The sequence below is a fragment of the Streptomyces sp. NPDC033178 genome, assembly GCF_055577685.1.
In genome coordinates this window covers 289,943-309,394 of sequence record NZ_JBVIPT010000011.1, presented here as the reverse complement: position 1 = coordinate 309,394, position 19,452 = coordinate 289,943, and the positions used below count along the sequence as shown (strand labels likewise).

Sequence of the window (19,452 nt, the reverse complement as noted above, 5' to 3'; positions counted from 1 at the left end):
CGAGAACCTTGGCACCCCCGTGTGTCAGCGAGCCGCGGTTGTCCGTGCCCGCTTCTTGCGGGCGCGGTAGGCCGCGGCCTTGACCTTGTTCCCGCACGACTCCATGCCGCACCACTGCCGGCGCACACCGCGCGACCGGTCGATGTAGACGCGGGTGCATTCGGGGTTGCCGCATTCCTTCAGCAGCGGAACGTCGGGTCCGGCGAGGACTTCGACCGCCTGGCGTGCCACGGCGGCCAGCGCCTCTTCGGGCGTCGCGGCCGTCCATCGCCCCGTCGCGGTGAGCTGGGGCGCCGCGGAGGGCTTGCGGGCCGCGCCGTTCACCGTGGCGAGCGCCGCTTCGTCGTAGGCCTCGCCGAGCCGCCGGGCCGTGATCAGGCCGTAGACGGCCTCCCGTACGGCGATCGCCTGCTCGACGTCGGCCTCCCGGCTGGGGGAGACGGTGTCGACGACTCCGGACTCGACGTACCAGGCGTCGAGTCGGTCCGGTGACACGAGCGTCTCGAACCGGAGCGTGCGGCGGGCTCGGAGCGTGGCCGCGAAGTCGAGCGCGGGGTTCCCGCAGAAGAAGGCATGATCCAGATTCACGTCACCATTTTGACCGGTGACACTGGGGCAGGGCAAGGGAGGCAGAGCAAGGGAGACGGGCAAGAGAGGCGGGCAAGGGCCCTCACTGATCAGGCCGGTGATGGCCTGGCGGCCGCTGCTTCTTCGGGATCTGTTGCTCGAACCAGACGACCTTGCCCGTGCTGAGCCTCGTCGCGCCCCAGCGCTGCGCGAGCTGGTCGACGAGGAAGAGGCCCCGGCCGCCCTCGTCGCCCGGCTGCGCCTGCCGCATCCGGGGCACCTGGGACGAGTCGTCGGTCACCTCGCAGCGCAGGACGTCGGTGCGCAGCAGCCGCAGCGCGATGGGCCGTGAGGCGAAACGGACGGCGTTCGTCACGACCTCGCTGACCATGAGTTCCGTCGAGTCGAGCAGCGATTCCAGGTCCCAGCGGCGAAGTGCCCGGCGGGTCAGACGGCGGGCCTGTCCGGCGGTCAGCGGGTGGGGGTCCAGGTGCCAGTACCCCACGCTGTCCGGAGGGAAGCCCTCGAACCGGGCGGTGAGCAGCGCGATGTCGTCGTCCCGGGAGCCCGGCACCATGACGCCCAGGATGTGGTCGCAGAGCAGTTCGAGGGAGGGCGCGGAGCGTCCCCCAGCCGCGGCTCGGAGGCTGCTGCGCAGCGCCTCGACTCCTGTTCCCACGTCCGTCTCGCGCGACTCGACGAGGCCGTCGGTGTAGAGCAGAAGGGTCGCTCCGGTGGGCGCGTGCATCTCCACGGACTCGAAGTCGACCCCGCCGACACCGATGGGGGCGGCCGGTGGGACGCGCAGGACCTCGCCGTGGCCGTCCGGGTGCAGGAGCACCGCGGGCGGGTGGCCGGCGTTCGCCATGAGCAACCGGTGCGAGATCGGGTCGTAGATCGCGTAGAGACAGGTGGCGATGTGGTCGCTGCCGAGGCGCTGGGCCTGCTCGTCCAGGTGGTGCAGGACCTCGTCCGGAGGCAGGTCGAGCCCGGCGAGGGTCTGCACGATGGTGCGCAGCTGGCCCATGATCGCGGCGGAGGTCATGGAATGCCCCATGACGTCCCCGACGATCAGCGCGACGCGGTTGCCGGGCAGGGGGATCGCGTCGTACCAGTCGCCCCCGACCTGGGCGGTCTTCGAGGCGGGCAGATAGCGACTGGCCAGCCGGATTCCGGTGGGCTCGGGCAGTGACGACGGGAGCATGGTGTGCTGCAACGTGTCCGCGACGGAGGCCTCGTGTCCGTACATCACCGCCTTCTGTACGCCGATGGCGGTGTGCGTCGCGAGCTGTGAGGCCACGAGCAGGTCGTCACGGGTGAAGGGGGACCGGTCGGGCCGACGCAGGAGGACGACCGTCCCCATGACGTGCCGACGGCCGTGCAGCGGGGCGATGATCAGCCTGCGCCCCGGCGGAATCGCCTCCGGCACCCTCGCCAGGGGCCCGAGCAGTTCGGCCACCGCGGGCGCGATGCCCGGCGCGTCACCGAAGGCGGGCCGTCCGGCCAGCAGCAGCTTCGAGAGCCGGCCGGCGACGTCCGGCCGTACGCGCTCGGCGATGTCCGAGTGCAGGGGATGGGTCTTGAGCTGGGGCGACCGAGAGGTGACGGATGCTTCCGGCTTCCTGCTGACGCTGTGCAGCTGCAGGACGACGGGCGCGGCCGACTTCTCGTCCCCGACGGGGAGCGGATCGTGCAGATGGACGATGATCGCGTCCGCGAAGGCGGGGACGGCCGCCCGCCGCAGTTCGCGGAGCGTCTCGTCGAGATCCATCCCCCGGGCGATCCGCCGGGTCGCCACGTCCAGGTACTGGAGTCGGTCGGTCTGTGCTCCTCCACTGTCGAGGTCCGGGTCCGGGTCCGGGTCCGGGGAGTTGTCCGGCCCAGGACCCTGCGAGCCACGGCCCCCGGCACGGAAGCCGTGCGGAGGGGGCGGCTGGGGGGTCCGGGTGACCCGCGGGCCCTTGGGGGTGGGGTGCTCCGTCACGCGTTTCGTCCCGTCGATGGGCCGCGGTCCGCGGTGAAGGGTCGTGCCTGTTCAGTCGCGCCGTCGGCAGCAGAGGAAGACCTGCTCCTCGGGCGGGACGTCGGCGACTGCCGGCGCGTAGGTGTAGGAGGCCTCCTTGACGATCTCGAAGCCACCGGCCTCGATGACCTTGTGCAGGTCCTCCAGCACGTAGCCGGAAACCCGGATCGTGTTGCCGAGGAAGGGGATGGCGTAGTTGTCCACATCGGCCTCGACCATCGAGAGGACGAACAGGCCACCGGGAACCAGCAGGTGGCGGATCGTCTGCAGCGCGAGGGGAATCTCCACGCGGGGCAGCATCAGCAAGGAGAAGAACGCCGCGACGGCGTCGAAACGGCCGAGGTCGTGCGGGCCGCCGGGGCGCAGGTCGGCGATGTCCAGCTGGTGGAACGTCGCCGCGGGAACGTACTCCCTGGCGAGCTGCACCATCCGGCGCGACAGGTCGACGCCCACCACCTCGAAGCCGGCGTCCGTCATCTGGCGCGTGGTCGGCACTCCGGTGCCGCAGCCGAGATCGAGCACACGCGAACCCGCCGGCAGTGAGTCGATCAGCCATTCTCCGGCGGAAAGCTGGCCCTCCTTGTGCGGGAAGGCCTCGTCGTAGCGGTCGCCGATGGCGTCAAAGGCTTCGGCCTGACCGCTGCGGTCAAACCGAATGCTCTCGTAGTCAGCGCCATTGCTCATCTTGGTCACGAAAGCAGCCTTTCGTAGCTCAAATTGAATTATTCCACAATCGCATGATCGGCGGCCGCGGGTGAATCCAGGTGTTCACGGACCGGGAGCCGCGCCGCCCCGATCGTGCTCGGGTCTTGCCCGGTCGGCGGAAACACGTCACACTGATACCGAACGAATGGTCGGTTGGGAAGCTGGTATCGATGACCACGACACACTCCACCGAGGTGCCGCCCCAGGAGTTGCAGCAGCAGTTCGACGCGACGATCGCGCGGGACCAGCGGGTCGAGCCGCGCGACTGGATGCCGGACGGCTACCGCAAGACGCTCGTGCGGCAGATCGCGCAGCACGCGCACTCGGAGATCATCGGCATGCAGCCGGAGGGCGAGTGGATCACGCGCGCGCCCTCGCTGCGCCGCAAGGCCATCCTGTTCGCGAAGGTCCAGGACGAGGCCGGCCACGGGCTGTATCTGTACTCGGCGGCGGAGACCCTCGGCGCCGACCGCGCTGACCTGACCGAGCGGCTGATCGAGGGGCGCCAGAAGTACTCGTCGATCTTCAACTACCCCACGCCGACCTTCGCCGACGTCGGCGTCATCGGCTGGTTCGTGGACGGCGCCGCGATCTGCAACCAGGTCCCGCTGTGCAGGAGTTCGTACGGGCCCTACGCGCGCGCGATGGTGCGGATCTGCAAGGAGGAGTCGTTCCACCAGCGGCAGGGCTACGAGCTGTTGATGACGATGATGCGCGGCACCGAGGCTCAGCGGACCATGGTCCAGGACTCGGTGAACCGCTGGTGGTGGCCGTCGCTCATGATGTTCGGCCCGCCCGACGGCGACTCGCCCAACTCGGCGGCGTCGATGGCCTGGAAGATCAAGCGGCACAGCAACGACGAGCTGCGTCAGCGGTTCGTCGACATGACGGTCCCGCAGGCCGAGAAGCTCGGCGTCACACTGCCGGACCCGGAGCTGCGCTGGAACGAGGAGCGCGGCAGCCACGACTTCGGCACCCCCGACTGGGCGGAGCTGAAACAGGTGATCTCCGGCGGCGGGCCGTGCAACGCCGAGCGGGTGGAGCGCCGCCGCAGCGCCCACGAGGAAGGCGCCTGGGTGCGTGAGGCGGCCACGGCCCACGCGGCCAAGCAGGCGGCACGCGCGCGTGAAGGAGCGACGGCATGAGCGACATCACCCCGGGCACCCCCCAGGGGTCCGGCAAGGGCGACTGGCCGCTGTACGAGGTGTTCGTGCGCGGCAAGCGAGGGCTGAACCACGTCCATGTGGGCTCGCTGCACGCAGCCGACGACGCCATGGCGCTCACCCACGCCCGCGACCTCTACACCCGGCGCAACGAGGGCGTCTCGATCTGGGTGGTGCGCTCGGAGCACATCGCGGCGTCCACACGCGACGAGAAGGACCCGTTCTTCGCGCCGAGCGCCGACAAGGTCTACCGCCACCCGACCTTCTACGACATCCCCGACGACGTCCCGCACATCTGAGGAGCAGGGCATGAGTGACGACCACGTCTACATGACCCTCGCCGAGGGACACGAGGACGACGCCCGCTGGGCGTACGGCACCGGCTTCGAGGACCCGCTGCACGGCGTGGACACCACCGTGCCCGAGGGCGTCGACGCAGGCCGGCTGGCCGCCGACTGCGTGGCACTCGCGGACGACGCCCTGGTCTCCGCACAGCGGCTCGCCGAGTGGACCACCCGCGCCCCGGAGCTGGAGGAGGAGGTCGCGCTGGCCAACATCGGCCTCGACCTCCTCGGCCAGGCCCGCCTGCTGTACGCACGTGCCGGGCAGGTCGACGGCACCGGACGCGACGAGGACGCGTACGCCTACCTCCGGGACGCGGAGGACTTCGGGAACGTCCGCCTGGCCGAACTCCCGGGCGGGGACTTCGCGTTCTCGATCGTGCGGCTGCTGGTCCTGTCCAGCTGGCGCCTCGCGCACTTCGGGGAGCTCTCGTCGCACTCCGACCCCGTCCTCGCGGCCATCGCCGCCAAGGGCGTCAAGGAGCTGACGTACCACCGGCAGTACGCGGCCGAGTGGGCGGTCCGCCTCGGTGACGGCACGGACGAGTCGCGCCGCCGGACTCGTACGGCCATGGAGCAAGTGGCCCCGTACCTCGGCGAGCTGTTTACGGCGTACGACGTCCGGGACGAGGTGGTCGCCGTGCTGCGGCAGGTCACCGAGGCGGCCGGGCTGCCCATGCCGGTGTACCGGCCGCTGCCCGGCGCAGGGCGCGGCGGGGAGCACACCGAGCATCTCGCGCCGCTGCTGGCCGAGTTGCAGAGCGTGGCCCGTGCACATCCGGGGGCGACATGGTGACCGTACTGACGGACGTGCGGCATGCCCGGCACATCGCCGAGCAGGTGCCGGACCCCGAACTGCCCATGCTGACCCTGGCCGACCTCGGCGTTCTGCGAGCCGTCGAGGTGACCGGGGACGGGACAGTGGTCGCGAGTCTCACGCCGACCTACTCCGGCTGCCCGGCGATGGCCGAGATGCGCGCGGACGTGGCGGCACGGCTGCGCGGCGCGGGATACACGCGCGTGGAGATCCGTACGGTCCTGGACCCGCCGTGGACGAGTGACTGGATCACCCCGGAGGGCCGTCGCAAGCTCGCCGAGCACGGCATCGCGCCGCCGGGTGCCGCACCCCGCCACGCCGCCGGTCCCGTTCCGCTCGTGCTGTCGCCCACCCGGCGCACGGTGGACTGCCCCCGCTGCGGTTCGGCCGACACCGAGGAGACCTCCCGCTTCGCCGCCACGTCCTGCAAGGCGCTGTGGCGCTGCCTCGCCTGCCGCGAGCCGTTCGAGTACGTCAAGGAGATCTGATGGAAGGCCTGAGGGAAGAGCCGATGGGAGGCCTGAAGGACCCGGCCGCGCCGGCCGCCGCTTCCAGTCCTGCTACCCCTTCCCGTCCCGCTACTGCTTCCGGTCCCGCGTCCGGCACGGCGGTGCGTCCGCGTGTACGCACCCGACGTCCGGTCTTCCACACCCTGCGCGTCGCCTCCGTACAGCCGTTGTGCGAGGACGCGGCGGCCGTCAGCTTCGAGATCCCGGAGGAACTGGCCGAGGAGTTCGCCTTCGCGCCCGGGCAGTCGCTCACGCTGCGGCGCGAGATCGACGGACGGGACGAGCGGCGCTCGTACTCGATCTGCTCTCCGGCCGGTTCGGTGCCGCGCATCGGGGTGCGGGTGGTGCCGGGCGGCCTGTTCTCGGCGTGGCTCGTGCAGGACGTACATCCCGGCGACACCGTCGAGGTGATGGCGCCCACCGGCTTCTTCACGCCCGACCTCACCACGCCCGGCCATCACGTGCTGATCGCGGCGGGCTCCGGCATCACGCCGATGGTGTCCATCGCCGAGTCCGTGCTGGCCGCGGACTCCCGCTCCACCGTCACGCTCTTCTACGGCAACCGGCGCACCGGCACCGTGATGTTCGCCGACGAGCTGGCGGACCTCAAGGACCTGTACCCGGCCCGTTTCCAGCTCGCCCATGTGCTGTCGCGCGAGCCCCGGGAGGCCGAGGTGCTCTCGGGCCGCCTCGACGCCGAGCGGCTCTCCGCGCTCGTCGACGCCCTGGTCGATGTGAAGGGGGCCGACCACTGGTGGCTGTGCGGCCCGCACGGCATGGTCCGTGACGCGCAGGCGGTGCTCGCCGGTCTCGGAGTGCCCGGCGACCGCGTCCACCAGGAACTGTTCTACGCCGACGACGAGCCCGTACGGGAAGTGCGCCACGAGGAGGCCGCCACCGAGGGTGCCGTCAGCCAGGTGACCATCACCCTCGACGGGCGCTCCACGACCGCCGCCCTCGCCCGGGACCGGAGCGTTCTCGACGGCGCCCAGAAGACCCGCCCCGACCTGCCGTTCGCCTGCAAGGGCGGCGTCTGCGGCACCTGCCGGGCGCTGGTCACCGACGGCAAGGCCGACATGCGCCGCAACTTCGCCCTCGAAGCCGACGAGGTGGACGCGGGGTACGTTCTCACGTGCCAGTCGTATCCGGTCTCCGAGACGCTGACCGTCGACTACGACAGCTGAGTCGGCGGGAGCCGACTGACCAGGCGAGGGAATCGACCGGCCAGACACGGAAGTCGCCGGAACCGGCACAGGAGCCGATTCCTTCCCCTTTCATGCGCGCGGACCCCATAAAGCGGCCTTATGGGGTCATAGATCGGGCCCGACTACTGACTTAGGCATGCCTTAGTTTAGGCTCCGGGTGAGTACTCCTGATCGATCATCGCTCGAAGGGAACCTGAACATGTCTCGCCCCCTGCGGGTAGCCATAGTCGGAGCCGGCCCCGCCGGGATCTACGCCGCCGACGCGCTGTTGAAGTCCGCAGTGGCCGTCGAGCCCGGCGTGTCCATCGACCTCTTCGAGCGGATGCCGGCCCCGTTCGGCCTGATCCGCTACGGCGTCGCCCCCGACCACCCGCGCATCAAGGGCATCATCAACGCCCTGCACCAGGTGCTCGACAAGCCGCAGATCCGCCTCTTCGGCAACGTCGACTACCCGGGCGACATCAACCTGGACGACCTGCGTGCCTTCTACGACGCGGTGATCTTCTCCACGGGCGCCACGGCCGACCGGGCCCTCGACATACCCGGCATCGACCTCGACGGCTCGTACGGCGCGGCGGACTTCGTCTCCTGGTACGACGGGCACCCGGACGTGCCGCGGACCTGGCCGCTTGAGGCGGAGAAGGTCGCCGTCCTCGGTGTCGGCAACGTCGCGCTCGACGTGGCACGCATCCTCGCCAAGACCGCCGACGAACTGCTGCCGACCGAGATCCCGGCGAACGTGTACGACGGCATCAAGGCCAACAAGGCCCTTGAGGTGCATGTGTTCGGCCGCCGTGGCCCGGCGCAGGCGAAGTTCAGCCCGATGGAGCTGCGGGAGCTGGACCACTCCCCGAACATCGAGGTCATCGTCGACCCCGAGGACATCGACTACGACGACGGTTCGATCGCGACCCGGCGGGGCAACAAGCAGGCCGACATGGTCGCCAAGACCCTGGAGAACTGGGCCATCCGCGACGTCGGCGACCGGCCCCACAAGCTGTTCCTGCACTTCTTCGAGTCGCCGACCGAGATTCTTGGCGAGGACGGCAAGGTCGTCGGTCTGCGCACCGAGCGCACCACTCTCGACGGCACCGGCAACGTCAAGGGCACCGGCGAGTTCAAGGACTGGGACCTCGGCGCGGTGTACCGGGCCGTCGGCTACCTCTCCGACAAGCTGCCCAAGCTGCCCTGGGACGTCGAGACGGGCACTGTCCCGGACAAGGCCGGCCGCGTGATGCAGGAGACCGGCGAGCACCTGCAGTCGGCGTACGTCACCGGCTGGATCCGGCGCGGGCCCGTCGGCCTGATCGGCCACACCAAGGGTGACGCCAACGAGACGGTCGCCAGTCTGCTGGACGACCATGCCAACGGCCGTTTGCACACGCCTGTTTCGCCCGGTCCCGAGGCCGTGGACGCGTTCCTCGCCGAGCGGAACGTCCGCTTCACCACGTGGGACGGCTGGTACCGCCTGGACGCCGCAGAGAAGGCGCTGGGCGAGCCCCAGGGCCGCGAGCGCGTGAAGCTCGTCGAGCGCGAGGACATGCTCAGGGCGAGCGGCGCGTAACACCGACCGACCGCCACCGATTCAACGGCCATGTGGGGCCCCGTCGCTACGACGGGGCCCCACACGCGTCTGCCCGCGGCTCGGCCGCCTTGCTTTGTGAAACCGATCGGTTTACGCTCCTCAATCAAGGGAAACCGATCGGTTTCCAAGTGTTCGCGTGTTGAGTTCGGAGAGTGACATGACTGCGATCGAGGGTTCCGTCGTCCTGGTGACCGGCGGCAGCAGGGGGATCGGCAAGGCGCTGGTGGAAGGGCTTTTCGAGCGGGGCGCGAAGAAGGTGTACGCCACGGCCCGTGATCCCCGGACGGTCACGCACCCCCGGGCGGTCCCGCTGGCGCTGGAGGTCACCGACCCCGCGTCCGTCGCGGCGGCGGCCGAGCAGGCCGGCGACGTCACCATCCTGATCAACAACGCCGGGGTCGCCGTGAACGCGTCCTTCCTGGAGGCGCCGGTCGAGGACGTCCGCCGGGACTTCGAGACGAACTTCTACGGACCGCTGCTCACCGCGCGGGCGTTCGTCCCGGTCATCGAGCGCAACGGCGGCGGCCACATCCTGAACGTCCACTCCGTGCTGTCGTGGATCGGTCTCGCCGGCTCGTACAGCGCGTCCAAGGCCGCGGTCTGGTCCCAGACCAACTCCCTGCGGCTCGACCTCAAGCCGCGCGGGATCGGCGTCACCGGGCTCCACGTCGGATACGTCGACACGGACATGGCGGCGAAGATCGACGCCCCCAAGGCCTCGCCCGAGGATGTGGCCTCCCAGGCGCTCGACGGCATCGAGAGCGGAGCGTTCGAGGTGCTGGCCGACGATCTGTCCCGCCAGGTGAAGTCCGGGCTGTCCGCGGATCTCTCGGTGCTGTATCCGCAGCTCGTCGCCTAGCCTCAGCGGCCGTGTCGGCAGTAGACCGATCGGTTTTGGGGGCGCTCCCCGACGGAGGTAACCTCCGCTCATGGCCAGTACGGACAAGACATCCACGAGGGACCGGCTGCTCGACGCGGCCACGGAGCTCTTCTACCGCGACGGCGTCTCCATCGGCGTCGAGGCGCTGTGCCGGGCCGCCGGGGTGTCCAAGCGTTCGATGTACCAGCTCTACGCCAGCAAGGACGAGGTGCTCGCGGCGAGCCTGGAGCGGCGTGCGCCGGAGTACGCGCGGCAGTTGGACCTCGACCCCGACGACACCCGGCCGCCCCGTGCCCGGATCCTGCACATCTTCGAGTTGCTGGAGCAGGCCTCGACGAAGGACGACTACTGCGGCTGCCCGTTCCTGTCCGCCCTGGTCGAGCTGAAGGACCCCGAGCATCCGGCGAGGGCCGTCGCCCTGCGGGCCAAGGGCGCCCTGACCGAGGCCTTCCGCGTCGAGGCCGAGCGCGGCGGCGCCCGCGACCCCCAACTCCTCGCCCGCCAGCTCACCCTCGTCTTCGACGGAGCGAGCGCCCGCGCCGGAGCAAGGGCAGAAACCCTGGCAGGCCTGACCACAACAACGGCAACGGCCCTGCTGGACGCGGCGGGCGTCGCATAGAGGGAGGGCACGCGCCCTCCAGGGGCGCGGGGAACGGCGCGCTGAGCCACAGCAGACCGGCGGCTGAAGCACTTCCGTGCGCCCCCCCAGCGGCGCGGGGAACGGCGCGCTCAGCTACAGCAGACCGGCGGCTGAAGCACTTCCGTGCGCCCCCCAGGGGCACGGGGAACGGCACGCTCAGCCACACCAACCCGCAGCCGCAAGACTTCCCCGCGCCCTCCAGGGGCGCGGGGAACTGCGCGCCCGGCCACAGCCGGCCCGCAGCCGCCAAACTCACCTACGCCTCCCTGCTTCCCCGCCTCACCGGCGGAGCCGCCCCCAGCCGCCAAACTCACCTACCCCTCCCCGCCCAACCGGCGGAGCCACTCGTACGCGGCCCGGGCCGTGAACTCGGCCTGCCCGCCTCGCATCAGCAACCCCACCGTGGCGAAGGCCGGATCGTCGGCCTGCCCCGCGACGTATGGGACCGCGATGCACCGCATCCCGGCCGCGTGTGCCGCGGCGGCCCCGGGCGCGGCGTCCTCAAGGACCACGCAGTCCCCGGGAACCACCCCGAGCCGCCGCGCCGCCTCCAGGAAGACATCGGGAGCGGGCTTGCCGGAGGCGACCTCCTCCGCCGAGACGACCGTCCGCAGATACGCGGACAGCCCCGTGCCGGCCAGGATCGCCTCGATGGCCTCGCGAGAGGACCCCGAGGCCACGGCCATCGGCACACCCTCCCCGGCCAGCAGTTCCACGAACTTCCGCATCTCCGGGTAGACCGGGGTGGACGCGCGGGCCAGCTCCAGATAGCGCCGGTTCTTGTCCGCGAGGAGCACGTCGAGCGGGGCGTCCAGGGCGTACCGCTCCTTCCAGAGCGCGATCGTCTCCTGCGTGCTGATGCCGACGTACCGCTCGTGGTCGGCCCAGGTGAAGTCCGTGACGCCCTGCCCGGCGAGCGTCTGCCGTCCCGCCTCGTAGTAGTTCGGCTCGCTGTCCACGAGTGTTCCGTCGAGATCGAAGATGACCGAAGTGCTGCCGAGATTGCTCATGGGATCCAGGATGCCGGGTCCCGCATGCCGACGATCAACCCCTGGCCGCACCCCCGGTCAAGCCGAGCCGCCTCCGCCGGTCAACCCGGGACGTACGCTCCCTCACCTCCGGGCCGTACGTCCCTTCACCCCCGGGCCGTACGCCCGATCGACTCCACCAACGGCAGCATCCGCTGCGGCACCCGCTCGCGCAGCGCCACCTCGGTCCGGGTACGGACGACGCCCGGCAGGCTGATCAGTGCCTGGATCACGTCCTCCAGATGGCCGTTGTCCCGCGCGACGACCCGCGTCAGCAGATCTCCGCCGCCGGTGATCGAGAACGCCTCGATGATCTCCGGCACGGCCGCCAACGCGTCCCCCACGTCGTCGAGATGCCCCTGGGTGACCTCGATGTGCACGAACGCGAGCACCGGGTGCCCGAGCGCGGCGGGGGAGAGCGAGGGACCCGTGCCGGTGATGACGCCGTCCCGCTCCAGCCGGTCGAGCCGTGCCTGCAGGGTGCCGCGGGCGATGCCGAGGGTGCGCGCGTACTCGCGCACGCTGGTGCGCGGCTGCTCCATGAGCAGCCGCAGGATGCGGGTGTCGAGCTCGTCCACGGCCATGGTCCGTTGGTCTCCCTGCGGTCTTGACTGATCGTTCCTGACTGTACCAATGGCCCAGTCGATCGCGAGCCTGTTGAGCCACTGCCCCCGCACTGCTTACCTTGGGGGTATTCCTGGCGCGGACACGCGCCGTTCATGGCGCCGCGAAGCGCCGGACCGGCAAGGAAGCCGGATCCGGACCCGCGGCGCCATTGCCATGTCCCGAAGGCACGTCCTGAACAAGGCGTGTCCTGACGGTGGGGTCGACACGAAGTGGGGGCGGGTTGCCGACGGTGAAGAAGATGTTCATGGCTCCGGATCCGGGCCTGGCACGGCTGCGGATCTCGCTGCGGGCGGTGCTCGGCATCGGTCTCGCGGTGGCCGCGTCGGAGCTCGCCGGACTCTCGCTGCCCGCCTCGATCACGGGCGGTCTCGCCGCGCTCCTCGCGCTGTTCACGGTCGGCGACCCGACCGTGCGCGGCCAGGCGGTCACCACCGCTCTGCTGCCCGTCGTCGGCTTCCCCGTGCTCGCCCTCGCGGCGACGCTGCACACGGTGCCGACCGTGCGCGACGCGATCTGGCTCGTCGTGATCTTCTGCGGGGTGTACGCCCGCCGCTGGGGGCCCCGCGGCCACGCGCTCGGCATCTTCGCGTTCATGACCTTCTTCATCACGCAGTTCCTGCACGCCGTGCCCGGCCAACTCCCGCAGCTGTACGCCGCGATGGCGCTGGCGCTGGCCGCGTCCTCGGTGGTGCGTTTCGGCGTGTGGTGCATCGAGCGGCGCACCGGTCCGCCCGTCACACCCGCCGCGCCGGGCGGCCGCGGGCTCTCCCGGCCGACCACCCGCCAGGCCTTCCAGGCGACGGCCGCCTGTACGTTCGCGATCGCCGCGGGCCAGGTCCTCTCCCACGAGCGCTGGTACTGGGCCGTCGGCACCGCCTGGTGGATCTTCGTCAACACGTCCTCGCGCGGCGAGACCCTCGTACGCGGCTTCCGGCGCGTCGTCGGCACGGTCACCGGCATCGTGGCCGGCCTGCTGATCGCCGTACCGCTGGACGGCGCCCCCGCACCCACCGCGGCGATCGTGGCGGTCTGCGTCTGGGGGATCTTCTACACCGCGGCTCTCTCGTACAGCTGGATGATGTTCTTCGTCACCGTCATGGCCGGCCTGCTCTACGGGCTGCTGGGCGTGCTGCACCCGGGCCTGCTGGGGCTGCGTCTCGCGGAGACCGCCGCCGGCGCGCTCGGTGCCGCGCTCGCCGTCGCGCTGATCCTGCCCGTCACCACGCACGCGGTCACCGACCGCTGGGTGGGCCAGGCCGTGCGTGCCGTGCACGGGTGCACCGCGGCGGCGGCCCGACGCCTCGCCGGTGACCCCGATGCCGACCCCGCGCGGCAGGCGGCGGAACTGGAGGCGATGCTCGGCCGGGTCCGGTTCGCGCTCGCGCCGCTCGTGCACCCCCTCAACCCGATGCGGGCCCGCAAGGCCCGGGCCCGTCAGGTCCTCGCCCTCCTCGACGACTGCGCCCGGGAGACCCGTGGTCTCGCGGCCGTCGCCGCCGACCCGGACGCCTCGTACGACGTACGCCTGACGGCAGCCTGCGGGCGTGTCGAGGCGGCGGTGGAGGTCCTGGTCGGCGCGGTGCCGGAACGCGCCGTGACGACGACCGCGAACGCGCCGGGCCGGCACTCCGCGGCCCGGGGCCACCATGCCGGCACCGAGCAGGCGCTGGTCCACCTCCACGGCCTGGAACGAGCGCTCGCCGCGCTGGCCACGCCCCTGCGCGGCTCGTCGGCCGTGAGCGCCTGAACTCCCTCCGTACGCACGACGGTTGGACACATTGCCCATGAATGAGGCAGTTTCACCGGCCACGTAGAGGGTGGATCAGGCCGTCGGACGGGTACCCCCGCGGCTGTCAGCCGCACGGAGTCCGCGGACCGCGCGGGAGCGGTCCGCGGGCGCAGCGACCTGAGGGCGCGCCAGGCGCAATGCCCCGCACGGAACCGGCCAATGCCTCACCGGCGACGGGACCGGGCCGACCGGCGGCCGAGGCATCCCGTCTGGTCTAGGCCATTGACTGCTACCGTCGCCCCGAACGGCTTGGGTACCGAGAGGGGACGGCAGTGGCGGACGGCGACGGACGGCGGCGACGGGCCTACATCGGCTCCTTCACGGCGGCAGGGGGCCTCGGCGTCCTCACCGCGGCCGTGGACGAGGAGAGCGGCGCCCTGACGCTGCTGGGCGCCGTGAACAGCGTCGCCGACCCCTCGTATCTCGCCCTGTCACCCGCAGGGGACATGCTCTACGCGGTGAGCGAGACGGCCGACGGCGCGATCGCCGCGTACCGGCTGAAGGGCGATGAACCGTCCCTGGCAGGCCCGTTGGTACCGGTCGGTGGCAGCGGACCCACCCACCTGAGTCTCTTCGACGGGCACGTCCTGACGGCCAACTACGGTTCCGGCAGCGTCAGCGCCGTGCCGATCCGCCACGACGGGAGCCTCGCCACCGCCTCCGGTGTGCTGCGGCACAAGGGATCGGGTCCGCACGGACAGCGCCAGCAGGGCCCGCACGCCCACCACGTGCAGCCCGACCCGAGCCGCCGGTGGGCCGTGAGCGTCGACCTGGGAACCGACTCGGTACGCGTGTGCGCGCTGCGGGACGGGGTGCTCTCCCTGCACCGCGAGTTCGCGCTGCGGCCCGGCTCGGGGCCCCGCCACCTGGCGTTCCACCCGGACGGCGAGCGCGCGTACGTCCTCAACGAGCTCGCGCCGACCGTCACGGCCTGCCGGTGGGACGCCGTCGAGGGAGCGCTCCGGCCGGTCGGTGAGACGTCCGTGCTGCCGGACCTCCCCGACGGGGACGCCTACCCGTCCGGCATCGTCGTGTCGCCCGACGGCCGCTTCCTGTGGACCGCCACGCGCGGCCAGGACGTCCTCTCCGTGCTCGTGCCCGGCCCGCCGGGCGAGGGGCCCCGCCTGGTCACCACGGTGCCCTGTGGGGGCACCTGGCCACGGGCCCTCGCCCTCGACCCGAGCGGGCGCTTCCTGTACGTGGCCAACGAGCGCTCGGGAAACGTCACGTGGTTCGAGGTGGACCAGGTCACGGGCGTCCCGAAGCGGGGCGGCTCGGTCAAGGCGCCCGCGGCGTCCTGCGTGGTGCTCGACTAGGGCGCCGACGGGGAACACCGCCAGGGCAACTGCGGGGAGAACGCCGCAACCCCGAAGGGCCCGGCTCCGGACAGCGGAGCGGGCCCTTCGGGATTCGTGCCTGTGCGACTGCCGTCCGCGTCAGCGGACCGGCGCGCCCTGCGGCTGCGGGGGCGCGATGCCCAGCGCCGAGGTGTACTTCGCGAGCGCCAGCTTGCCGATCGCCGGGTACGGGCCCAGCGCCTCGGCGGCGGAACAGCCCGCTTCCTTCGCGGCTGCGTCGAGCAGACCCGCGTCGAGCTCGGGACCGATCAGGTACGGGGCGAGCGCCAGCTGCTGCGAGCCCGAGGAGCGCAGCTGCTCGGCGGTGGCCGCGATCGCGCCGTCCACGTCGAGCGCCGCCGCCATCACGGGTACGGCGAGCCGCGCGGCGAGCAGCATGCCGGTGATCCCGGCCGCCTGCACGGCCTCGTCGCCACCCACGGACGCCAGGATGATGCCGTCCGCGGCCGTCGCCACGGTGAAGAGCCGGGCGCGGTCGGCGCGGGCCAGCCCCGCCTCGGACAGCCGCACGTGCAGCCCCTCGGCGAGTAGCGGGTGCGGGCCGAGCACATCGGTCAGCTCGGCCGCCACGCGGCTGTCCATGACGGCCTGGCGGACGCGGCGCAGCAGCGCGCCGTCCGGGCCCGCGAGCAGCGGCACGACCACGGCGACCGGGCCGTCGGGCTCCACCACGTCCACACCGGCGGCACGGGCCTGCTCGAAGCGCGCGACGCGCTCCTCGGAGGCGTGCGCGAGCACGGACTGGAGCGTGGGGAACTCCGAGTCGTCCCCGTCGAGGTACCCGATCCGGCCGTCGAGGCCGGGAAGCTCGGAGCGCGCGATGCTCACGACCTCCTCGGCGAGGCTGCGGGTGGCGGCGCTGGGCATGCCCGGCACCGCGAGGACGAGCGCGGGCGCGCCCTCGGGAGCCGCCAACGGTTCCGGTCGGCGGTGCCGGCCGGGCTGGCGGGGTCGCGGCATTCGTACTGGCAGGCCGGACGCGGGCCCAGTGGGGGAGCTCATGGCGCCGAATGTTACTGGTTTCCTGGGCTCCCCTGTTCGGGGAGGGTGCAGGTGAGCGGTATCCGTCCGGTTTTGTCTGATGAGTTACGTACGGATTGATCTCACTGGCTGTCCACGGATCAAGGGGAGTGCGTCGGCCGACGGGAGTCCGGGGACTTCGAGGCGTCCGTCACGACGTACAGCATGCTCTCGTCGCGCGGCAGCGTCAGCCGGTCGTCGGCCACGTCGACGGCGATGCGTACGGCACCGTCGAGCGGGTCGCCCGCTGCCGGGACCTGCCGGGCGTACGGCAGCCGCTCCGCCAGGGCGGCCCGCAACGGTACGAGGAGGGGGTCGCCCATCCTGAAGAGACCACCCGTGAGGGCGACCTGGACTTCTCCCGGAGCCTCGTCCGGGCACACCGCGGCCGCCGAGTCGGCGATGTGCCGGGCGGCGGCGGTCAGGATGTCCGCCGCCACCGGGTCGGTTCCGGCGCAGGCGGCCACCTCGGGTGCGAAGGACGCCAGCACGGCGGGGCGGTCCGAGCGCGGGTAGAGCTGTCCCGGCAGCGCCGAGGCAGAGCCGAACATCTCCTCGGCGCGGGTGAGGAGGGCGGCCGAACCGCCGGGCCGTCCGTCGTCGGCGCGCAGGGCCGCTTCGAGTCCGGCCCGCCCGATCCACGCGCCGCCGCCGCAGTCGCCGAGCAGATGGCCCCAGCCGTCCGCCCTGCGCCAGCTCTTGAGATCCGTGCCGATCGCGATCATCCCCGTGCCCCCCGCGACGACCGCGCCCACCCGCTGTCCCAGGGCACCCGTGTACGCCGTGACGGCGTCGGCGACCAGCGCGAGCCTCCGTACGCCGAGCTCGCGGGCCAGCGCCGACGGCAGATCGGCGCGCAGCGAATCGCCCAGGGTGGTGAGACCGGCGGCGCCGACCGCGATCGCCCGGAGCCTGTCGACCCCGGTCTCGGCCGTCAACCGCCGGGCCATCGGCACCAGTTGTTCTAGTAGATGCCCGGCGTCGATGCCCCGAGGGCCGGTGCGCACCGGCTCCCTGGAGGCCAGCGGAGCCGTGACCCGGCCGCCGTCGACGGCCAGGACGACACGCAGCCCCGAACCCCCGGAATCCACCCCCAGTACGCCCGACGCCTCCGGCATTCCCGGCGCCCCGCCGGGAGGGGTCACGGCAGCCGCCAGTCCACGGGGGCGCCGCCCTGGCGGGTCAGCAGGTCATTGGCCCGGCTGAACGGACGCGAACCGAAGAAGCCGCGGTCCGCCGACATCGGTGACGGATGCGAGGACTCCACCGACGGCAGATCGCCCAGCAGCGGCCGGAGATTGCGGGCGTCGCGCCCCCACAGGATCGACACCAGCGGACGTCCCCGCGCGGCCAGTGCCCGTATCGCCTGTTCCGTGACCTCTTCCCAGCCCTTGCCGCGGTGGGCGGCCGGCTTGCGCGGGGCCGTGGTCAGCGCCTTGTTGAGCAACAGCACACCCTGCTGGGTCCAGGGGGTCAGATCGCCGTTCGTCGGCGGGGGCAGGCCCAGGTCGGTGGTCAGCTCCCGGTAGATGTTGATGAGACTGCCGGGCAGCGGACGCACCTCGGGCGCGACCGAGAACGACAGCCCCACCGCGTGCCCCGGGGTCGGATAGGGGTCCTGGCCGACGATGAGGACCCGGACGTCGTCGAAGGGTTGCTGGAAGGCGCGGAGCACGTTCGGGCCCGCCGGTAGATAGGTGCGTCCCGCGGCGATCTCCGCACGCAGGAAGTCCCCCATCTCGGCGATCCGTCCGGCCACGGGTTCGAGGGCTTTCGCCCAGCCCTGTTCGACGATTTCATGCAACGGTCGTGGTGCCACGGCGTCACCCTACTGCCGTACGCGCATGGTCGATCAACCGGTGGTCGCCGCACGGCCCGGGGTGGTATGTGCGGTGACAGCGGCGGGTGTTGGGGCCCCGGAGGGTGGCGGGGCCCAGCCCGGTCCCGGGGCTCAATCGATCACCGCGGCCCGTACGCAGAGGACGTCCGGCAGATGGGACGCCAGCTGCTGCCAGCTGTCGCCGTCGTCCGCCGACGCGAAGACCTCGCCGTTGCGATTGCCGAAGTACACGCCCGCCGGGTCCGCGTCGTCCGTGCACATGGCGTCGCGCAGCACCGTGCCGTAGTGGTCCTCCTGCGGCAGCCCCGCCGAGAGCGGCTCCCAGGTCCTGCCCGCGTCGGCCGTGCGGAAGACACGACATCGGTGGTCCGCGGGAACGCGGTCCGAGTCGGCGTTGATGGGAAAGACATAGGCGGTGTCACCGCGATGCGGATGGGCGGCCGCGGCGAAGCCGAACGTGGACGGCAGACCCTCGCCGATGTCCGTCCACTGCGCTCCGGCGTCGTCGCTGCGGTAGACACCCCAGTGATTCTGCAGATACAGACGGTCCGGTGTCGTCGGGTCCTGCGCGACCTTGTGCACGCACTGGCCGAACTCCGGGTTCGGATCCGGCAGGAACACCGCGGAGACACCGGAGTTGGACGGCTCCCAGCTCTCCCCGCCGTCCTTCGTGCGGAAGACGCCGGCCGTGGAGACGGCGACCGTCACCGCGCGCGGGTCTCGCGCGTCGGTGAGGATCGTGTGCAGGCCCTCTCCGCCGCCGCCGGGCACCCACTTCGAGCGGGTGGGGTGCTCCCAGAGGGGACGGACGAGCTCGAAGGACTCGCCGCGGTCCGTCGAGCGGTACAGCGCAGCCGGTTCCGTGCCCGCGTACACCACGTCCGGTTCGGCCGCTGCCGGGTGCAGCTGCCACACGCGCTCCAGAGAAGCGCCGGTGTCCTGGGGGAACTTGACGGCGGCCTTGGCCGGCTCGGTCCAGGTGCGGCCCAGGTCGTCGGAGTGGAACACGGACGGGCCCCAGTGTGCGCTGTCGCCGCCGACGAGGAGCCGCGGCACGTCACCACGGGTGTCGATCGCGACCGAATAGACCGCCTGAGCGTTGAAATACGGACTGTCGTCGAACTCCCAGGCGCCGCCGCGCCGCCGCCCGACGAACAGTCCCTTGCGTGTGCCTACCGTGAGCAGTACCTCGGCCATGCCGGCCACCTCCGGACGTCGTTGTCTCAGATATCGGCCAGTTTGCACCCCGGCACTGACAGTCACCCCCGGACGCGGCATCTGCGCAGGTCAGAACGTTTCTTCGGTGGTGCCGCCGATGTGGGGCACGTCTCCTGAGCAACAGGGCGGCGACGTTC

Annotated in this window: 19 protein-coding genes; 10 read left to right on the top strand and 9 right to left on the bottom strand. The window is 71.6% G+C overall.

Annotated features, from left to right (window positions below; all coding sequences use genetic code 11):
- Positions 1 to 24: 24 nt before the first annotated feature.
- From ACZ5VQ_RS27420 to ACZ5VQ_RS27410, 3 genes are all read right to left on the bottom strand, one after another.
- Positions 25 to 588, bottom strand: a complete 564-nt coding sequence (locus ACZ5VQ_RS27420; RefSeq protein WP_469107196.1) for a CGNR zinc finger domain-containing protein — start codon at positions 586 to 588, stop codon at positions 25 to 27.
- A gap of 82 nt (positions 589 to 670) precedes the next feature.
- The gene (locus tag ACZ5VQ_RS27415; protein WP_469107195.1) at positions 671 to 2,551 is read right to left on the bottom strand and encodes a SpoIIE family protein phosphatase; all 1,881 of its coding nucleotides are present in this window, start codon (positions 2,549 to 2,551) and stop codon (positions 671 to 673) included.
- A gap of 51 nt (positions 2,552 to 2,602) precedes the next feature.
- Complete coding sequence (locus tag ACZ5VQ_RS27410) at positions 2,603 to 3,274, bottom strand: class I SAM-dependent DNA methyltransferase (RefSeq protein WP_469107259.1); 672 nt, start codon at positions 3,272 to 3,274, stop codon at positions 2,603 to 2,605.
- Positions 3,275 to 3,465: 191 nt separating this feature from the next.
- On the opposite strand from ACZ5VQ_RS27410, the gene paaA reads away from it, so the two are divergent.
- The 8 genes from paaA to ACZ5VQ_RS27370 all read left to right on the top strand — a co-directional run bounded on the left by paaA (position 3,466) and on the right by ACZ5VQ_RS27370 (position 10,414).
- Positions 3,466 to 4,440, top strand: a complete 975-nt coding sequence (gene paaA, locus ACZ5VQ_RS27405) for a 1,2-phenylacetyl-CoA epoxidase subunit PaaA (protein ID WP_469107194.1) — start codon at positions 3,466 to 3,468, stop codon at positions 4,438 to 4,440.
- Positions 4,437 to 4,757, top strand: coding sequence for a 1,2-phenylacetyl-CoA epoxidase subunit PaaB (gene paaB, locus ACZ5VQ_RS27400; protein WP_362068407.1), 321 nt, complete (start codon positions 4,437 to 4,439; stop codon positions 4,755 to 4,757). The genes paaA and paaB overlap by 4 nt, the downstream gene beginning before the upstream one ends.
- A gap of 10 nt (positions 4,758 to 4,767) precedes the next feature.
- Positions 4,768 to 5,595 carry a 1,2-phenylacetyl-CoA epoxidase subunit PaaC gene (gene paaC, locus ACZ5VQ_RS27395; RefSeq protein WP_469107193.1) on the top strand — a complete coding sequence of 276 codons (828 nt, stop codon included), beginning with the start codon at positions 4,768 to 4,770 and terminating at the stop codon, positions 5,593 to 5,595.
- Positions 5,589 to 6,104, top strand: a complete 516-nt coding sequence (gene paaD, locus ACZ5VQ_RS27390; RefSeq protein ID WP_469107192.1) for a 1,2-phenylacetyl-CoA epoxidase subunit PaaD — start codon at positions 5,589 to 5,591, stop codon at positions 6,102 to 6,104. Before paaC ends, paaD begins: the two co-directional genes overlap by 7 nt.
- The gene (gene paaE / locus ACZ5VQ_RS27385; protein ID WP_469107191.1) at positions 6,104 to 7,309 is read left to right on the top strand and encodes a 1,2-phenylacetyl-CoA epoxidase subunit PaaE; all 1,206 of its coding nucleotides are present in this window, start codon (positions 6,104 to 6,106) and stop codon (positions 7,307 to 7,309) included. Before paaD ends, paaE begins: the two co-directional genes overlap by 1 nt.
- Before the next feature lie 220 nt (positions 7,310 to 7,529).
- Positions 7,530 to 8,894, top strand: coding sequence for an FAD-dependent oxidoreductase (locus tag ACZ5VQ_RS27380; RefSeq protein WP_469107190.1), 1,365 nt, complete (start codon positions 7,530 to 7,532; stop codon positions 8,892 to 8,894).
- Between the two features lie 178 nt (positions 8,895 to 9,072).
- A complete protein-coding gene (locus tag ACZ5VQ_RS27375; RefSeq protein ID WP_469107189.1) occupies positions 9,073 to 9,774 on the top strand; it encodes an SDR family oxidoreductase in 702 nt (233 codons plus the stop codon).
- Positions 9,775 to 9,844: 70 nt separating this feature from the next.
- A complete protein-coding gene (locus tag ACZ5VQ_RS27370; RefSeq protein ID WP_362068424.1) occupies positions 9,845 to 10,414 on the top strand; it encodes a TetR/AcrR family transcriptional regulator in 570 nt (189 codons plus the stop codon).
- Between the two features lie 335 nt (positions 10,415 to 10,749).
- Here ACZ5VQ_RS27370 and ACZ5VQ_RS27365 read toward each other — a convergent pair whose 3' ends face one another.
- Positions 10,750 to 11,445: an HAD family hydrolase gene (locus ACZ5VQ_RS27365; RefSeq protein WP_469107188.1), complete on the bottom strand. Its 696-nt coding sequence runs from the start codon at positions 11,443 to 11,445 to the stop codon at positions 10,750 to 10,752.
- 125 nt (positions 11,446 to 11,570) lie between these two features.
- Complete coding sequence (locus ACZ5VQ_RS27360; RefSeq protein ID WP_306941286.1) at positions 11,571 to 12,047, bottom strand: Lrp/AsnC family transcriptional regulator; 477 nt, start codon at positions 12,045 to 12,047, stop codon at positions 11,571 to 11,573.
- Positions 12,048 to 12,328: 281 nt separating this feature from the next.
- Between ACZ5VQ_RS27360 and ACZ5VQ_RS27355 the strand changes: the two genes are divergently transcribed.
- Together ACZ5VQ_RS27355 and ACZ5VQ_RS27350 are read left to right on the top strand one after the other, a co-directional pair.
- Positions 12,329 to 13,837 (top strand): FUSC family protein, encoded by a 1,509-nt coding sequence (locus tag ACZ5VQ_RS27355; RefSeq protein ID WP_469107187.1) that lies wholly within the window; start codon positions 12,329 to 12,331, stop codon positions 13,835 to 13,837.
- Between the two features lie 314 nt (positions 13,838 to 14,151).
- Positions 14,152 to 15,195: a lactonase family protein gene (locus tag ACZ5VQ_RS27350; RefSeq protein WP_469107186.1), complete on the top strand. Its 1,044-nt coding sequence runs from the start codon at positions 14,152 to 14,154 to the stop codon at positions 15,193 to 15,195.
- Positions 15,196 to 15,315: 120 nt separating this feature from the next.
- On the opposite strand, the gene ACZ5VQ_RS27345 is transcribed toward ACZ5VQ_RS27350, so the two are convergent.
- The 4 genes from ACZ5VQ_RS27345 to ACZ5VQ_RS27330 all read right to left on the bottom strand — a co-directional run bounded on the left by ACZ5VQ_RS27345 (position 15,316) and on the right by ACZ5VQ_RS27330 (position 19,294).
- Positions 15,316 to 16,239 carry a sirohydrochlorin chelatase gene (locus ACZ5VQ_RS27345; protein WP_469107185.1) on the bottom strand — a complete coding sequence of 308 codons (924 nt, stop codon included), beginning with the start codon at positions 16,237 to 16,239 and terminating at the stop codon, positions 15,316 to 15,318.
- Between the two features lie 119 nt (positions 16,240 to 16,358).
- Complete coding sequence (locus ACZ5VQ_RS27340) at positions 16,359 to 17,375, bottom strand: N-acetylglucosamine kinase (RefSeq protein WP_469107258.1); 1,017 nt, start codon at positions 17,373 to 17,375, stop codon at positions 16,359 to 16,361.
- A gap of 23 nt (positions 17,376 to 17,398) precedes the next feature.
- Entirely contained in the window at positions 17,399 to 18,076 is a 678-nt protein-coding gene (locus tag ACZ5VQ_RS27335; RefSeq protein WP_055614099.1) for a uracil-DNA glycosylase, read from the bottom strand.
- A 132-nt stretch (positions 18,077 to 18,208) separates the two neighbouring features.
- On the bottom strand, positions 18,209 to 19,294 hold the full coding sequence (locus tag ACZ5VQ_RS27330; protein ID WP_362068438.1) for a WD40/YVTN/BNR-like repeat-containing protein: 1,086 nt from the start codon (positions 19,292 to 19,294) through the stop codon (positions 18,209 to 18,211).
- Between the last annotated feature and the right edge of the window lie 158 nt (positions 19,295 to 19,452).

Coding starts and splice junctions, on each gene's coding strand:
- ACZ5VQ_RS27410 (WP_469107259.1), bottom strand. CDS start 3,274: ATGAGCAATGGCGCTGACTACGAGAGCATTCGGTTTGACCGCAGCGGT.
- paaA (WP_469107194.1), top strand. CDS start 3,466: ATGACCACGACACACTCCACCGAGGTGCCGCCCCAGGAGTTGCAGCAG.
- paaB (WP_362068407.1), top strand. CDS start 4,437: ATGAGCGACATCACCCCGGGCACCCCCCAGGGGTCCGGCAAGGGCGAC.
- paaC (WP_469107193.1), top strand. CDS start 4,768: ATGAGTGACGACCACGTCTACATGACCCTCGCCGAGGGACACGAGGAC.
- paaD (WP_469107192.1), top strand. CDS start 5,589: ATGGTGACCGTACTGACGGACGTGCGGCATGCCCGGCACATCGCCGAG.
- paaE (WP_469107191.1), top strand. CDS start 6,104: ATGGAAGGCCTGAGGGAAGAGCCGATGGGAGGCCTGAAGGACCCGGCC.
- ACZ5VQ_RS27380 (WP_469107190.1), top strand. CDS start 7,530: ATGTCTCGCCCCCTGCGGGTAGCCATAGTCGGAGCCGGCCCCGCCGGG.
- ACZ5VQ_RS27375 (WP_469107189.1), top strand. CDS start 9,073: ATGACTGCGATCGAGGGTTCCGTCGTCCTGGTGACCGGCGGCAGCAGG.
- ACZ5VQ_RS27370 (WP_362068424.1), top strand. CDS start 9,845: ATGGCCAGTACGGACAAGACATCCACGAGGGACCGGCTGCTCGACGCG.
- ACZ5VQ_RS27365 (WP_469107188.1), bottom strand. CDS start 11,445: ATGAGCAATCTCGGCAGCACTTCGGTCATCTTCGATCTCGACGGAACA.
- ACZ5VQ_RS27360 (WP_306941286.1), bottom strand. CDS start 12,047: ATGGCCGTGGACGAGCTCGACACCCGCATCCTGCGGCTGCTCATGGAG.
- ACZ5VQ_RS27355 (WP_469107187.1), top strand. CDS start 12,329: ATGTTCATGGCTCCGGATCCGGGCCTGGCACGGCTGCGGATCTCGCTG.
- ACZ5VQ_RS27345 (WP_469107185.1), bottom strand. CDS start 16,239: ATGAGCTCCCCCACTGGGCCCGCGTCCGGCCTGCCAGTACGAATGCCG.
- ACZ5VQ_RS27340 (WP_469107258.1), bottom strand. CDS start 17,375: ATGCCGGAGGCGTCGGGCGTACTGGGGGTGGATTCCGGGGGTTCGGGG.
- ACZ5VQ_RS27330 (WP_362068438.1), bottom strand. CDS start 19,294: ATGGCCGAGGTACTGCTCACGGTAGGCACACGCAAGGGACTGTTCGTC.